The organism is Corynebacterium pelargi, assembly GCF_014635485.1.
GTDB classification, from domain to species: Bacteria; Actinomycetota; Actinomycetes; order Mycobacteriales; family Mycobacteriaceae; genus Corynebacterium; species Corynebacterium pelargi.
The window spans coordinates 183167-197695 of record NZ_BMCX01000004.1; the positions used below are offsets into that span (position 1 = coordinate 183167).

A 14529-nucleotide genomic window follows, 5' to 3' on the forward strand; every position below is an offset into this window, starting at 1 on the left:
GCGCAGCCTGGAGCTAAAAAGTTCGTATTCTAAAGAACGTGGATTCCCAAAACTTGCGCCCGGAACGTCTGCCAGAAAAGTACTACAAGCGCCGCCGAGCAGCGGCCGCGATTGTGCTCGTCATTCTCGCCCTGCTCTTTGTGTGGTTGGTGTCTAGCCTGCGCGGCAATGATGACACTGAGCAGGTCGCACAAAGCTCAAGCGTGACTGCCACGAGCGGCACCCAAACCTCCAGCAGTGCCACCGAAGAAGAAAGCACCGAAAGCACTGCGCCGAGCGAGGAAAGCACCGAGGCTGCATCCAGCGAAGCAGCCCCCGAAGATGCCACCTGCCGGGTGGAAGATTTGCAGGTGATTGCGAAAACCAATCGCCCGGATTATCCGGCAGGGGAGCAGCCGGTGTTTTATATGACGGTGCGTAACCCCACGCAGGTAGATTGCGAGATTGATTTAGACGAGCACCCCTTGCGCTTTGAGGTCTATGACCTTGGCACCAATCAGCGCGTGTGGTCGGATATCGACTGCAACAACCCGGTGGCTCAGGGGCGTCAGACCTTCAAGGCTGGCCAAGAGCGCAGCTTTGAGGCCGCATGGTCGCGCACCCAAAGCGCACCGAATGAGTGTGGGGATCGCCCGCAGGCGGCCCCAGGCGGCTACTACCTCCACACGGTGATTGGACAGAACCCCTCGCAGCCAGTGACCTTTAACCTGGCCTAGGCGCCCACCAAGGCCAACGCCTCAGCGATCGTTCCCACCCGCTGCATCTGCATTCCGGGTATATCCACATCGGCATTGGGAATGATCGCTTTGCTATATCCAAGGCGGTGCGCCTCTTGGAGCCTGCGCTGCACATTGGGCACGGCGCGGATTTCTCCCGCCAACCCCACCTCGCCTAACACCACCGTGCGCTTGGGTAGGGCACGGCCTGTCATGGCGCTGGCAGTGGCAAGGGCAATGGCGAGGTCTACTGCCGGTTCGCCCACTTTCACCCCACCCACGGTTGCCACATACACCTCTTTATCGTGGGTGCGCTTCTTGGCCCGCGCGGAAAGCACCGCCAACACCATGGGCACGCGGGTGGCATCAAGGCCTGTGACTGCGCGCCGGGGATTCTTGGATTCCGTTGGCACCACCAGCGCTTGTACCTCAGCCAAGATGGGGCGCACCCCATCCATGGCCACGGTCACGGCTGTGCCATCGGGAGTGGCATCGCGGTGCGATAAAAACAGCCCAGAAGGATCAGGCACCTCGTGGATGCCATCGTGTTGCTGCTCGAAGCAGCCCACCTCATCGGTGGCACCAAAACGGTTTTTCATACCGCGCAGCATCCTCAGCGTCGAGTGGCGATCCCCCTCGAAGTTCAGCACAACATCAACCAGGTGCTCAAGGGTGCGCGGGCCTGCAACATTGCCGTCTTTGGTCACGTGGCCGACGAGGAGCACGGGGATGCCGGTGTCTTTGGCCAGGCTGGTCAGCGCCGCAGTGACCGCGCGCGATTGCGCCACGCCGCCAGAGACACCTTCCACACCACTGGCCTGCATCGTCTGCACGGAATCCACAATGAGCAAGGAAGGCTTGATGGCCTCCACGTGGCCGAACACCACATCGAGTTGGGATTCGGCAGCCAGGTAGAGATTTTCTTGCAGCGCGCCGGTGCGCTCAGCGCGCATCCGCACCTGGCCGGCGGATTCCTCGGCGGTGATATACAAGGCCTTGCGCTTTTTGCCATCGCCGCCTTCGCACTGCGCCCATTTGCTTGCCACCTCAAGCAGCAGCGTTGACTTACCCACGCCGGGCTCACCGGCAAGCAGGATTACAGAACCCGGCACGATGCCCTTGCCCAGCACGCGATCAAGCTCGCTAATGCCGGTGCTGCGCACGGTGGATAGCGTTGGGTCAATCTTGGTGATGTTCAGCGCCGGGGCATTGGGCGCTATGCGCAGCGCAGATGGGGCATGTGCGGTGGCGGGGGCGTGTTCTTCAAAAGAGCCCCAGGCCCCACATTCGGGGCATCGTCCTAACCACTTTGGTGCCTCGTATCCACACTCAGAGCACACATGGGTGCTGCGCTTTGCTTTTGCCATGGCTCCTACCTTAAAACACGACCCCCGATTTGGCTTCTGACATGCAAAAACGCGCAGCCGAAGCTGCGCGTTTTTTAAGGAGGATGCTGTTATTTAGTGCTTCTTCTCCGGTGCCTGGCGTTCGAGGGAGCCGGCCTCAGGCAGGGGCTCGGAGATGGTGGCCACCATGTCTACCTCTTGGCCATCGTCAAAGACGAACTTCACGTTGGTGTTACCGCCAACGGGGAAGCCGGGGTTGTCGACGGAGGTAGCAACCTTGTTCAGGCAGGCCTTGTTGGTGGAAGGAATGTTCTTGAGCTCACCTTCGAGGTCGGCTACCAGGGAGCAGCCGGGGGCCATGCTCAGGTCGCCGTCGAGGGAGACGTCCTTGCCTTCAATGCTGACGCTCTTGAGGGTGTGCTCGCGGTCGCCCTTATCCAGGTTGGAGGCGGTGAACTTCAAACCGGCCTTGCCGTTGTTTTGCACCTGGACGGTAACGTCGCGCAGAGAAACAAGGTCATCGGCGGTGTTTGCGGACGCGCCATCTACGGCTGCTACCTGGGTATCGGTCTGGGTGATCTGGCCTGCGCCGCAAGATGCGAGCACAAGGGCGCAGCAGGCGAGACCGGGTGCGAGTGCGGCCGACTTAAGGGACTTCACGTGTACGTCCTCCATCGTGAAAACGGATAAGACAGTGGCGGATGCGTCGAAAAGCTCATCCGAAGCTGTCGCGAGCATTTTACTTCACCCCACTTTAGTGCTTTGTGGCCGGTGGTACACAGTCAGTGTGTGATTGATCAAGCCAAACGGGGTAAAACGAAAGGATTAGCATTTCTGCCCCTGCGAACAGGGCGTCAGGTGCGTCCAGTGCTACAATACGGCAGTTACGCGTGCGTACAGCTTGAAGGAGAGTTCCATGGATTTTAAGGTCGGCGACACCGTTGTGTACCCGCATCACGGCGCTGCTGTGGTGGCAGATATCGAGCAGCGGGAAATGGGTGGGGAGACCTTAGAGTACCTAGTGCTGCAAATTCACCAGTCTGACCTGGTGGTTCGCGTGCCTTCTAAAAACGCCGAGCTCGTGGGCGTGCGCGATGTGGTCGATGATGCAGGCCTGAAGAAGGTCTTTGGCTTCCTGCGCGAAGCAGATGTAGAAGAGGCCACCAACTGGTCGCGTCGTTTCAAGGCCAACCAGGAGCGCCTGGCCTCAGGTGACGTGAATAAGGTGGCCGAGGTCGTGCGCGATCTTTGGCGTCGCGACCAGGGCAAGGGCCTATCGGCAGGCGAGAAGCGCATGTTGGCAAAGGCGCGTCAGGTTCTCGTCGGTGAGCTTTCATTGGCCGAGGTCAATGACGAAAAGAAGGCCGATGCGCTCTTGGCTGAGGTGGATGCCACGATCGAGCGTCACCGTGCGGCCGAGAAGACGCCGGAAGAAGCGATGAGCTTTGACGATAAAGAAGTAGACCTCGACGAGCTCGCCTTCTAACATGGCACGCCCGGTCACCGCCATCATCGCGGCCGCCGGCGTGGGCAAAAGGCTTGGGGCTGATATGCCTAAGGCCTACGTTGAACTTCATGGGCGAAGCCTCCTCGAACGTTCAATTCAGGCGATGATCCGGTCGAAAATTGTCGATCAGATCTTGGTCGTGATCAGCCCAGCCATGCGGGCCTATGCCCACAACCTCCTGCACAAAGCGGGTCTGGATCGCGCGGAAGTGCCTATTCAGCTTGTCGACGGCGGCGCGGAACGCTTCGACAGCGTGTGGTGTGGCCTGCAGGCGATCCCCGATGAACACGGCGTGGTGCTCATCCACGACGCCGCCAGAGCGCTCACGCCTCCCGGCATGATCGCGCGGGTCAGTGCCGCGGTGCTTGAAGGCCACGCCGGGGTGATTCCCGTGCTGCCGGTATCCGACACCATCAAGCAGGTGGAGGGCCACTTCGTGCTCAACACCCCGGAGCGCTCCTCGCTCATGGCGGTGCAAACACCACAAGGCTTTGACCTGCAAGCATTGCGCGAAGCCAATCGCCGCTACTTCGATGCACCCTCAAGCTTCCAGCCCACCGACGATGCCTCGCTGATGGAATGGGCTGGCTATCCGGTGCGCTGCGTACAAGGCGACCCGATGGCCTTTAAAGTAACCACTCCCATGGATTTTGCCCTCGCCACCATCGTGAGCGCAGAGGCAGAAAGCACAGAATTTGAGGTTCCCGGTGACTGAACACATCATCCCCCGCGTCGGTATCGGCACCGATGCCCACCAGATCCAAGAAGGCAAAGTGTGTATGCTTGCCTGCCTTGCATTCGAAGGCGCCGATGGCTGCGAGGGGCATTCCGATGGGGACGTCGTAGCCCACGCCATCGTCGATGCCCTCTTAAGCGCCGCAGGCCTTGGCGATCTTGGCAGCTTTGTGGGGGTGGGCAGAAGCGAATACGACAATGTTTCCGGCGAGCGCCTGCTGAAGGAATGCCGCGAATTACTTGAGCGCGAAGGCTTCGTCATTGGCAACGTGGCCGCTCAAATGATTGGCCAAACCCCGAAGATGGGGCCGCGCCGCGAAGAGGCTCAAGCCGTGATTGGCGATATTTTGGGCGCACCGGCCTCGATTTCCGCCACCAGCACCGATCACCTTGGATTCACCGGGCGCGGCGAGGGTCGTGCGGCCGTAGCAACGGCGGTGGTGTGGCACGCTCCTAGCGCAAACCCCGCAGCAGGGGCTTCGATACAATAAAGCGCGTGACCCTACAGATCTTTGACACAGCCACCCGCAGTCTTCGTCCCTTCCAACCTTTACGTGAGGGGCACGCATCGATTTATCTCTGCGGCGCCACACCTCAAACACAGCCACATATTGGCCATGTTCGCTCCGGTGTCGCCTTCGATATTCTGCGCCGATGGCTGCTTGCCCAAGGCTATGACGTGGCCTTCGTGCGCAATGTCACCGATATTGACGACAAGATCTTAAACAAAGCCGCAGAACATCAGCGCCCCTGGTGGGAGTGGGTCAGCACCTATGAGCGCGAATTTACCCACGCCTATAACCAGCTCGGCGTGCTCCCACCCTCCGTGGAACCCCGCGCCACCGGGCACGTCACGCAAATGGTGGAGTACATGCAGCGCCTGATCGAGCGCGGCTATGCCTACGAGGCCGAAGGCTCGGTGTATTTCGACGTCGCAGCGTGGGTGGCAGCAGAAGGCTCCGACTACGGCAGCCTTTCTGGCAACCGCGTAGAAGAAATGGAACAGGGCGAAAGCGATGTGCAGGGCAAACGTGGTGCCCACGACTTCGCACTGTGGAAGGCCGCTAAACCAGGCGAGCCCTCCTGGCCTACCCCCTGGGGTGCAGGCAGGCCCGGCTGGCACCTCGAATGCTCGGCCATGGCCACCTGGTATCTGGGCGAATCCTTCGATATTCACTGCGGTGGACTCGACCTGCAGTTCCCGCACCATGAAAACGAAATTGCCCAATCCCATGCCGCAGGCGATGGCTTTGCTCAGTACTGGATGCATAACCACTGGGTGACGATGAGCGGCGAGAAGATGAGTAAATCTTTGGGCAATGTTTTAAGCGTGCCCAATATTCTCGAGCACGTGCGCCCCGTGGAACTGCGCTACTACCTAGGTTCGGCGCATTATCGCTCCATGCTGGAGTACTCCGAAACGGCACTGCTTGAGGCAGCACAGGGCTATAGGCGCATCGAGGCGCTATTAGAAAAAGTCGGTGATGTACCGGTAGGCTCATGGACTCCCGCATTTGAAGCTGCCATGAACGAGGATTTGGCGGTGCCGAAGGCACTGGCAGAAATTCACGGCCAGGTACGCGCAGCAAACACAGCGCTGGGGCAAGGAGACGAGGCGAAAGCCCGCGAGATTGCATCCCAGATCCGTGCCATGACTGCGGTGCTTGGTGTTGATCCTCAATCTGAGCAGTGGGCCGATGCTTCTGCCGATAATGATGCAGAGCACCACGCACTCGATGTGCTTGTGCAAGCAGAACTGCAGCGCCGTGCCGATGCCCGCGCCGCTAAGGATTGGGCACAAGCAGACGAGGTGCGCGACCGCCTCAGCGCCGCTGGCATTAAGGTCACCGATACCGCCCAAGGCCCGCAGTGGGACCTGCAATAAGAAGAAAGACAAGGAAACACTATGGGTTCAAATAATCACCGTCCCGGTTTGCGCAAAACCTCAAAGAAAGGCGCAGCGAAGGGCTCCGGTGGGCAGCGTCGCCGTGGCCTTCGCGGCAAAGGCCCCACGCCGAAGGCCGAGGATCGCGTCTATCACGCAGCACATAAGCGCAAATTAGAGCGCCAGCGCCGCGATTCCGGACGCCACCAAAAAGAAACCCAAGAGCTGGTCGTTGGCCGCAATCCCGTGATCGAGTGCCTCAAGGCGAAGGTGCCGGCCACCGCCATGTACGTGGCCGAGGGCACCAAGAATGACAATCGCCTGAGCGAGGCCGTTGCCATTGCGCACTCTCGCAGCATTCCGCTGGTTGAGGTGGCCCGCCACGAGCTGGATCGCATGACCGGCAATGGCATGCACCAAGGCATCGGGCTGCAGATCCCGCCATTCGAGTACGCCGATGTGCACTCGATTATGGAGGCCGCAGCAGCTCAAGCCGGCATGGTGGTCGTAGCCGATAACATCACCGATCCGCGCAACCTCGGCGCCATTATCCGCTCCGTGGCGGCATTCGGTGGCCACGGCGTGGTGATTCCAGAGCGTCGTTCGGCCTCCGTGACCGCCGTGACCTGGCGTACTTCCGCCGGTACCGCAGCCCGCCTGCCGGTGGCCAAGGCAACGAATATCACCCGCACGCTCAAAGAATTCCAGAAGAACGGCTACCAGGTGGTTGGGCTCGACGCCGGTGGCGAGCACACCCTGGACACCTACGACGGCCGTGGCCCGGTGGTAGTGGTTGTTGGCTCCGAGGGCAAGGGGCTTTCGCGCCTGGTGGCAGAAACCTGCGACACCATCATGTCCATTCCCATGGAGGGATGGGTGGAATCACTCAATGCATCGGTAGCCGCCGGTGTGGTGCTCAGTGAGTTCGCGCGGCAGCGTCGTCAAGGCTAAGCAGGAACTGCTCAAGGTGGCCGCCTAGATCCACCGTGCCGGAGGCAGGCCCTAAAAGGGGCGATGTGACCGGATGCAGCGAGGGGATCACATGCCCCTCATTGGGCAACGCCCACGCCTCTAGGGGCGCGTCCCCGGCGTAGCGCCGGGGATGAGTGCTGCGGATGAGCTTGGCATTGTTGAGCTTTGCCAATAATTCGCAGGAGGCATCGAAGCTTAAAAGCTCCCCGCGGTCTTGGCCTGGCATACCAGCGCGGCCACCGGCAAAAGGCACAATCGGATCGTTGAGTCCGTGCTGGCAAAACAGCGGGGTGGGTTGAAACCCCTGCGCATCGCAGCGCCAATTGCTTGCTGCTGGGTGCGTGGCAGAAAGCAGGGCCGCGGCACTTAATAACCCAGGGCGGCGATAGAGCAGGCTGAGCACCATCATTGCGCCATTGGAAAAGCCCACGGCCGCTATGCGTTGAGGCTTGAGGTGAGCGATGAGCGCTTCGAGGAAGCCCACATCATCGGTGCCTTCTTCGCGGGTGCGTTCTGCTAGATGGACGCGATCATCATTCCAGTGGTTGGCCACCCCATCGGGGTAGCACACGGTCCAGCCAAGGGCTGCGAAGCGATCAAAACTACCGGCGCTAAATCTCTGCAGCACCGATCCGGATTGTTTGGAGCCATGCAGGGCCAGGAGTAGATCGCCGCTGGGCTGGCCTTGGGGGCGCAGCAGGCGATATTGGCGCTTGCCAAGGCGGTGGCGTTCTAAGGGGGCTAGTGATGGCATCCGGTTTGTCCAGGGGCGGCTTGAATCGAGGTGTCTGGCGTTGCGCGTTTGGCTTTTCTTGAGCCTAGTAAACGGCAGAGCAGGTAGATAAAGAAGCTAATGCTGGTAACAAACACCGACACCGGCACGCCGGGGGCGAGCGAGAGCACCAAACCGCCCACCGCCGAGACTTCGGCAAAGAGCACCGAGAGCCCTAGAGCTGCCACGGGGGAGCGGGTGACTTCCACGGCTGCTGCGCCGGGGGTGATCAGCAGCGCCATCACCAGCAGTGCGCCCACAATCTGAACGGATTGTGCAGCACTTAAACCCACGAGGACTGCAAAGAAGATGGAATAGCGGCGCACCGGCACCCCGGAGACTTTGGCCATGAGCGGATCCACGGAGGCAAAGAGCAGCGGGCGCCAACAGATGGCCACGCTGAGCACCACAATCACGCATACCAGCGCTAATAGCAGCAAAGAATCATTGCGCAAACCAACGATCTGGCCGGTCAGCAGTGACAATGCGGCCTTGGAGTTACCGGGGTAGAGGTGGATAAACAGCACCGAAAGGCCAAGCCCGAAGCTCATCACCACACCAACGGCGCTATCTTGTTGCTTTGAGCCCAGCAGCGCGAGCACGATGGCTGCCACCACCGCGCCGACCACGGCTCCGAGGCCTACATTGAGCCCGAATAGCAGCGCTGCCGAGGCGCCCATTAACGCCAATTCGCTTGTTCCGTGCACAGCAAAAGACATTCGGCGCAGCACGATGAGGGTCGTCATCACCCCGGAAAGCAGGCCAAGCAAAGCGCAGGCGATGAGTGCCTGAATAACAAAATCTTGGCTCAGAAGGTACTGGGTATCAGCCAACCAATTCACTTAGATCACCACGACCTTGCCATTGATGCGCGTGACAGTGACCTCAGTTTGATAGAGCTCCGAGAGGGTTTGGCTATTCATAACCTCATCCACGCTGCCGAGAACAATGCCGTTGTGGGTGATGTATAAGACCTTATCCACGTACTCGAGCACTGGATTAATGCCGTGGGTAACCACCACCACGCCGGTGCCTTCTTGGCAGCGTTGGTGCAGCAATTTCACCACTTTTTGCTGCATGTTCACGTCTAAGCTGAGCAGCGGTTCGTCGCAAAGCAAAATATCAGGATCTTTGGCTAAGGCCTGGGCTTGGCGGATGAGTTGCTGCTGGCCGCCGGAAAGGGTGCTTACGCGATGATCGGCAATGCCGAGCGCACCTACTTTGGCAAGCAGGTCATCGACGCGCTTGGGATCTGGCCTGCGAAAGAGGCGGTGTTCAAGCGCTAAGGAAACGAGATCGCGTGCGCGGATGGGTAGATGCTCCGGGAACATCCGCTGCTGGGGGATAAAGCCGATCTTGCCTTGCACCTCTAGGCTGCCCGCGGTTAAGGGACGTAGCCCTAAAACGGTATTGAGCAAGGTGGATTTGCCCACACCATTAGGGCCTAAGATGGCGAGAAATTCGCCGCGGTCCAAGGTGAGGTTGAGATCATCCCACAAAGGATCCACGGCGGCGTGGTCGAATCGAAGCAGCACGGTTACATGCTAGTTCTTCGTAGCATTTGCCAGACCATCGACTGCCTTGGAAAGGAAGTCGATATAGCCTTCGCCCTGCTCAGGGGTCTCGCGGATCTCGACTACCGGAATGCCCTTTTCCTCTGCGGCCTTGCGAAGCTGCTTGCTCATCTCATTTTCGGTCTGAGGGTTATACACCAGTACTTCCACCTCGCCGCTATTGATGGCTTCGAGGAAGGTCGCCACATCGGCTGCGGAAGGTTCGCTTTCATTCAACGTGGCCTGGCGGTAGCCCTTGGGGGTGACCTCTTCTAGGTCGGAAGACTCGATCAGGTATTCAGCAATGGGCTCGGTTTGTGCCACGCGCTTCTTGGGCAGCTTATGCACCTGCTGGTGGATTGCCTCCAGATCCTTCATAAAAGGCTCTGGGTTGGTGGTGGCACCGGCTTCCTTGAGGCGCTTATCAATGTCTTCGGCCACGTGCTCTACCACGTGAACGTCGTACCAAACGTGCTCGTTTTCCCCACCGTGATGGTGGTGTTCGTGGCCATCGTGTTCTTCGTGCGCGTCATGGCTGTGGCTGTCGTGGTCATGGCTGCCGTGATCGTGGCCTTCATCCAGTGGCAGGGCAGAGATGATCTTCTTCTTATCGTCAATGCCTTGATATGCCCAGGCATCATAGCCGCCACCATTGACCACCACGAGGTCGGCTTCATTGATCTTTGCCATATCGGCAGCCGAGGGCTCGAAGGTGTGCGGATCGACGGCGCCGCCGTTGATGATGGTGTCTACCTGCACGTTCGGGTCGTCAACGATGCCATCGACCACGCCTCCCCACACATTGGTGGAGGCGGCTACTTTGATGGCGTTTTCGTTGTTGTCCTGTGCGGAGGAACAAGCGCCCAGAGCGAGGGCGCCAATGGCGAGGGTGGCGATGAGACGTTGCTGCATAGCAACCACGAAAGCACTATTGGCATTTATTGTCAATTGAAAAGGTGTTGAAAAAGCAGGCAGGAGGCTAGAGCCGTACCCCTAGTGGGCTAAGTTAGAAACCATGGCAGCTCGGAAAAAGAAGCGACTTTCGCTGGCTAGCGTGGCAGAAGAACTCGGTGTTTCAAGAACCACCGTCTCCAACGCCTATAACCACCCCGAGCAGCTTTCAGAGGCCTTAAGGGCCGATATCTTCGCCACCGCCGAGCGCCTTGGGTATCCAGGGCCAGATCCCACCGCGCGATCCCTGCGCACCAGGGTGACCGGAAGCATGGGGGTGCTGTTTACCGACCACCTCACCTACGCCTTTGAAGACGTAGCCTCATTGGATTTCATGGCCGGCATGGCAGAAGTGGCTTCACAAGACAGCACCTCTATGACCCTGGTGCCGGTAGGCCCTGATTACACCGAAAGAGAAGAAGCACGAAGCAGGGTCAATCAAGCCGTGGTTGATGGATTCGTGGTGTATTCGGTAGCGCGCGAAGATCCTTTCCTGGAAGCAGTGGTGGCCAGGGGCTTGCCCACTGTGGTGTGCGACCAGCCCAAAGATCCCCGCTTGCCCTTTGTGGGCATTGACGACGCAGAAGCCATCGCCCCGGCAGCCCAGGCCCTGGTAGAAGCCGGGCATCGCCATATCGGCATTTTGTGTATTCGTCTTGATCCCGTGGCCAACAATGGTCCGGTCAGCGCCGAGCGACTCAAGCGAGCGCGCCATGAAACCCAACGCAATCGCGTCAATGGTGCACTGGAGGTATTCGAGCGTGCCGGGATCGCCCGTGAGCAGGTGCCGGTAGTAGAACGCCACATCAACGATATGGCCAATAACGTCGATGCCGCACGGGAGCTACTCAGCACCAACCCAAGACTTACTGCGGTGCTGTGCACCACCGATACCATGGCCCTCGGTGTGTTGGATTACGCCGCCAGCCAGGGGATTCGCGTGCCAGAAGATCTTTCGCTTACTGGCTTTGACGGCATTGCCCCGGCCTTAAATAGGAACTTAAGCACAGTGCTGCAGCCCAATAGAGAAAAAGGACGGGCTGCCGCCACTTTGCTGGCCAAGACCATTGCAGATCCCACCCTGCCACGCAGAACTACCCTGTTGGCCACCAGCTTTTATACAGGTGGCACCATCGCACCACCTGCGGTTTAGGCCTGTGCTGCTTCGCGCGCTTGCGCAATCTGGCTCAGCAACACCGCTACTGCCGAAACATCTGCCACCCGCGTTTTTGCCAAGGTCTCGCCCTCGCCTACTTTGACGCCCAAGTCGTTGTTGCCCAGGATGGCAAAGACGGTTTCATCGGTGGTGTCATCGCCTAGGAATAACACTGCATCGGCGCCGAGCTCTTCTTGCCTATTGCGCACCCAGGTGCCCTTATTAATATCCAGCACCGCTGCTTCTACTATATTTTTGCCCGGCTGCAGCAGCAGGCCGTCGATATCGGTATCGAGCGCTTTTGCTAGAAGCTCCTGCGCGAGGCCGCGATCTTCCACCTTGGCCACATGCAGTACTCGGTGGAAAGGCTTATATTCCACAAAGGCTCCATCAACCCCTTCGATGAGCTGCTCGAATACCTCACCGGCAGCCTCTAAGGTGCGTTGCTGGGCATCGCTGAGCTGGATTTCTGCACCGCTGCTCTCTGCGCCGTGTGAGCCCACCAGCGTGAACTCATCACCGAAGCCACTGGCCAAACGCAGGCCATCGACATGCCGGCCAGAAAGGATAGCCACCTCGGTATTGTCCAGGCGGCTCAGCCGCTTCAAGGCGCTTACGGCGTCCTCATTGACGGGCACATTGGCGGGGTCGGTAGAGAATTCAGCCAAGGTGCCGTCGAAGTCTGAAACAACGAGCAAAAGTGGTGCTTGTGCCACTGTGGCAATGTCGTGGTCGGTGGGCAGCATCTGCATTAACTTCCTTATACGGTGGCGATTCGAAGCCCCGGTCGCTGGAACTGATCGCTTTGTTTTAACAGCACCTTTGCGCTGCTATTGGGCTCGGGGCGGATATCAAAGCGTCCATCATGGAGGATGTCCACCATGTGGTCGTGAATAAAGCGGGCATGCCCGGTGCACTGTTGCTCATCGATGGGATCAAACACGATCTCGCGCACCGTCATCTCTTTGGCCTCGGAAGGATCCTTGGTGTCGTAGTCCACCACGGCCTGCAAACGCGCGCAGCCCGTGGAACCTGTCAGGCTGGATGCACCAAAGGTCAAGGTGACAGCGCCGGCAACGGAGTCGGGAACCTCGCTCGGATACTCCGGGGTGGTGTAGACGTTGGTAACCTGCCACTGCACGTTTTGCACCGGCTCCGGTTGGCTGCAGGCGCCCAGAGACGCACCCAGGCACCCGCCTAATAGCAGCATTGTGGCTACGCGCTTCATTGCGAACTCAACAACTCCTCTAAGAAATTCTTTGCCCAACGTTCAACATCGCATCGCATGACCTGCTCATGCATGGTGCGCATGCGCTGTGCAGCTTGCTCAGAGCCCTGATCTTGGATTGCGCACAACATCTGGGATTTGATCGAGTCGATATCGTGAGGATTGCACAAATAGCTCGATTGCAGCTCCTGGGCGGCACCGGCAAATTCGCTGAGCACCAGCGCCCCACGCCCATCGGCATGGCTTGCTACATACTCTTTGGCCACTAAGTTCATGCCGTCTTTAAAGGGCGTTACCACCATCACGTCGGCAGCCTGGTAGAGCTCGATCAGCTCCGCGCGGGAAAGCGATTGGTGGTGATAGCGCACCACCGAATGCCCGATTGAGCCGAAGCGCCCATTAATTCTTCCCACAGCCTCTTCTACCTTGGAGCGTGTGAGGCGATAGTGCTCTAAACGCTCGCGCGAGGGGGTTGCTACCTGCACAAAGACGGTGCGTTCTGCGTCGATAAGCCCCTCTTCGAGCAGCTCTTCAAAGGCCTCAAGGCGCTGCAAAATGCCCTTGGTGTAGTCCAGGCGATCAACACCGAGCAGCAGCGTATCTGGGTTGCCAAAGCGTTCGCGGGTGCGCTCGGTATCGGTAGTGCTTGCAAATGCGCCGGTATCGATGGAGATAGGGAAGGCGTGAATGCGATCGGCCGCCTGCGGTGCAAGTGCTTGGAAATTGCTTGCACAGCTTGGGAGCTGGAAGCCCAAGACGTCGGCGCCCAACATGCCTTCGAGGATCTGATCGCGCCAAGGAAGCTGCAAAAACAGGCTCGGCGGCGGGAAGGGGATATGGAGAAAGAGCCCGATTTTTAGGTCGGGGCGCATGGCTTTGAGCATCCCCGGCACGAGTTGGAGTTGATAGTCTTGCACCCACACCACGGCATTGGGTGCAGCTACCTCGGCGGTGCGCTGGGCAAAACGGAGGTTCACCCGCTCATAGGCCTGCCACCAGGGGCGATGGTAGCGCGGGCGCATGATCAGATCGTGATACAGCGGCCAAAGCGTGGCATTGGAAAAGCCCTCGTAGAACTCTTCAAAATCATGCTGGCTCAACGCCACCGGGTGCAGGCGAATCCCACCATCGGTGCTAAAAGGCTCAGGGGCATCGCCCACGGTGCCAGGCCAACCAACCCAGCCACCCCGACGCTGCTCTAGTACCGGCTGCAAGGCTGCAACTAAACCACCCGGGCTGGGTTTGGCATGGATCTTGCCTGCCTCGTCGATATGGATATCGACCGGCAGGCGATTGGCCACCACCACAAAATCGTGGCGCTCGGCAGTGGCGGGCATGAGGAAAACCTAGGCCTTCTTCGTCGTCTTTTTCGTAGCCTTCTTGGTGGTCTTCTTCGTAGTTTTCTTGGTCGTCTTCTTCGTGGCCTTCTTGGTGGTCTTCTTTGAAGTCTTCTTGGTGCTCTTCTTCGAAGTCTTCTTCGTTGCCTTCTTCGGCTGTGCCTCTTCGCGCTCCTCGGCTACCTTTTTGTAGCTCAAGCCTTCAGGTTCTACACCCAGCATGCACATCAAGGTGACGCCATCGAAGAAGTCTTCGGCATAGTTCGCCACTACTCGACGGGCAGCGGCGGCAGTTTCAGCCTCAACGGCGTGCAGCGCCTCGGCTGAGGTATTGCGGGTATCGGTGACCTTAGGTGGCAAGACGTGTCCTT

The 14529-nt window shown here is 59.1% G+C and carries 17 protein-coding genes; 7 read left to right on the forward strand and 10 right to left on the reverse strand.

The annotated features are described in order from the left end of the window. Nucleotides 1-38: 38 nt before the first annotated feature. Complete coding sequence (locus IEU99_RS09215) at nt 39-716, forward strand: hypothetical protein (RefSeq protein WP_128889214.1); 678 nt, start codon at nt 39-41, stop codon at nt 714-716. Here IEU99_RS09215 and radA read toward each other — a convergent pair. Both radA and IEU99_RS09225 read right to left on the reverse strand, forming a co-directional pair. Beyond that, nucleotides 713-2083, reverse strand: a complete 1371-nt coding sequence (gene radA, locus IEU99_RS09220; RefSeq protein WP_128889215.1) for a DNA repair protein RadA — start codon at nt 2081-2083, stop codon at nt 713-715. The genes IEU99_RS09215 and radA overlap by 4 nt on opposite strands. A gap of 93 nt (nt 2084-2176) precedes the next feature. Beyond that, nucleotides 2177-2737, reverse strand: a complete 561-nt coding sequence (locus IEU99_RS09225) for a hypothetical protein (RefSeq protein WP_128890766.1) — start codon at nt 2735-2737, stop codon at nt 2177-2179. A gap of 241 nt (nt 2738-2978) precedes the next feature. On the opposite strand from IEU99_RS09225, the gene IEU99_RS09230 reads away from it, so the two are divergent. The 5 genes from IEU99_RS09230 to rlmB are packed head-to-tail and all read left to right on the forward strand — an operon-like array spanning nt 2979 to nt 7140. Next, nucleotides 2979-3548: a CarD family transcriptional regulator gene (locus IEU99_RS09230; protein WP_128889216.1), complete on the forward strand. Its 570-nt coding sequence runs from the start codon at nt 2979-2981 to the stop codon at nt 3546-3548. Nucleotide 3549: 1 nt separating this feature from the next. Continuing rightward, on the forward strand, nt 3550-4284 hold the full coding sequence (gene ispD / locus IEU99_RS09235; RefSeq protein WP_128889217.1) for a 2-C-methyl-D-erythritol 4-phosphate cytidylyltransferase: 735 nt from the start codon (nt 3550-3552) through the stop codon (nt 4282-4284). Then, nucleotides 4277-4795, forward strand: coding sequence for a 2-C-methyl-D-erythritol 2,4-cyclodiphosphate synthase (gene ispF / locus IEU99_RS09240; protein ID WP_128889218.1), 519 nt, complete (start codon nt 4277-4279; stop codon nt 4793-4795). Before ispD ends, ispF begins: the two co-directional genes overlap by 8 nt. A gap of 5 nt (nt 4796-4800) precedes the next feature. Beyond that, the gene (cysS, locus tag IEU99_RS09245; RefSeq protein ID WP_128889219.1) at nt 4801-6189 is read left to right on the forward strand and encodes a cysteine--tRNA ligase; all 1389 of its coding nucleotides are present in this window, start codon (nt 4801-4803) and stop codon (nt 6187-6189) included. Nucleotides 6190-6210: 21 nt separating this feature from the next. Further along, entirely contained in the window at nt 6211-7140 is a 930-nt protein-coding gene (gene rlmB / locus IEU99_RS09250) for a 23S rRNA (guanosine(2251)-2'-O)-methyltransferase RlmB (RefSeq protein WP_128889220.1), read from the forward strand. Here rlmB and IEU99_RS09255 read toward each other — a convergent pair. Genes IEU99_RS09255 through IEU99_RS09270 form a run of 4 tightly spaced genes read right to left on the reverse strand, consistent with a single transcriptional unit; the run spans nt 7106 to nt 10398 of the window. Further along, nucleotides 7106-7915: a CE1 family esterase gene (locus IEU99_RS09255; RefSeq protein ID WP_128889221.1), complete on the reverse strand. Its 810-nt coding sequence runs from the start codon at nt 7913-7915 to the stop codon at nt 7106-7108. The genes rlmB and IEU99_RS09255 overlap by 35 nt on opposite strands. Then, nucleotides 7903-8775 carry a metal ABC transporter permease gene (locus IEU99_RS09260; RefSeq protein ID WP_128889222.1) on the reverse strand — a complete coding sequence of 291 codons (873 nt, stop codon included), beginning with the start codon at nt 8773-8775 and terminating at the stop codon, nt 7903-7905. The genes IEU99_RS09255 and IEU99_RS09260 overlap by 13 nt, the downstream gene beginning before the upstream one ends. Further along, nucleotides 8776-9468 (reverse strand): metal ABC transporter ATP-binding protein, encoded by a 693-nt coding sequence (locus IEU99_RS09265; RefSeq protein ID WP_128889223.1) that lies wholly within the window; start codon nt 9466-9468, stop codon nt 8776-8778. 9 nt (nt 9469-9477) lie between these two features. Then, nucleotides 9478-10398: a metal ABC transporter solute-binding protein, Zn/Mn family gene (locus IEU99_RS09270; protein ID WP_128889224.1), complete on the reverse strand. Its 921-nt coding sequence runs from the start codon at nt 10396-10398 to the stop codon at nt 9478-9480. A 103-nt stretch (nt 10399-10501) separates the two neighbouring features. Here IEU99_RS09270 and IEU99_RS09275 point away from each other — a divergent pair, with 103 nt between their 5' ends. Continuing rightward, nucleotides 10502-11590 (forward strand): LacI family DNA-binding transcriptional regulator, encoded by a 1089-nt coding sequence (locus tag IEU99_RS09275; RefSeq protein ID WP_128889225.1) that lies wholly within the window; start codon nt 10502-10504, stop codon nt 11588-11590. Here IEU99_RS09275 and otsB read toward each other — a convergent pair. From otsB to IEU99_RS09295, 4 genes are read right to left on the reverse strand one after another with little or no spacing between them, the layout of a single operon-like run. Continuing rightward, nucleotides 11587-12345 (reverse strand): trehalose-phosphatase, encoded by a 759-nt coding sequence (gene otsB / locus IEU99_RS09280; RefSeq protein ID WP_229718459.1) that lies wholly within the window; start codon nt 12343-12345, stop codon nt 11587-11589. The two genes, IEU99_RS09275 and otsB, sit on opposite strands and share 4 nt — an antisense overlap. A gap of 8 nt (nt 12346-12353) precedes the next feature. Beyond that, nucleotides 12354-12821 (reverse strand): hypothetical protein, encoded by a 468-nt coding sequence (locus IEU99_RS09285; RefSeq protein WP_128889226.1) that lies wholly within the window; start codon nt 12819-12821, stop codon nt 12354-12356. After that, nucleotides 12818-14158 carry an alpha,alpha-trehalose-phosphate synthase (UDP-forming) gene (locus IEU99_RS09290; RefSeq protein WP_128889227.1) on the reverse strand — a complete coding sequence of 447 codons (1341 nt, stop codon included), beginning with the start codon at nt 14156-14158 and terminating at the stop codon, nt 12818-12820. The genes IEU99_RS09285 and IEU99_RS09290 overlap by 4 nt, the downstream gene beginning before the upstream one ends. A gap of 9 nt (nt 14159-14167) precedes the next feature. Further along, the gene (locus IEU99_RS09295; RefSeq protein WP_128889228.1) at nt 14168-14518 is read right to left on the reverse strand and encodes a hypothetical protein; all 351 of its coding nucleotides are present in this window, start codon (nt 14516-14518) and stop codon (nt 14168-14170) included. Nucleotides 14519-14529: the final 11 nt, after the last annotated feature.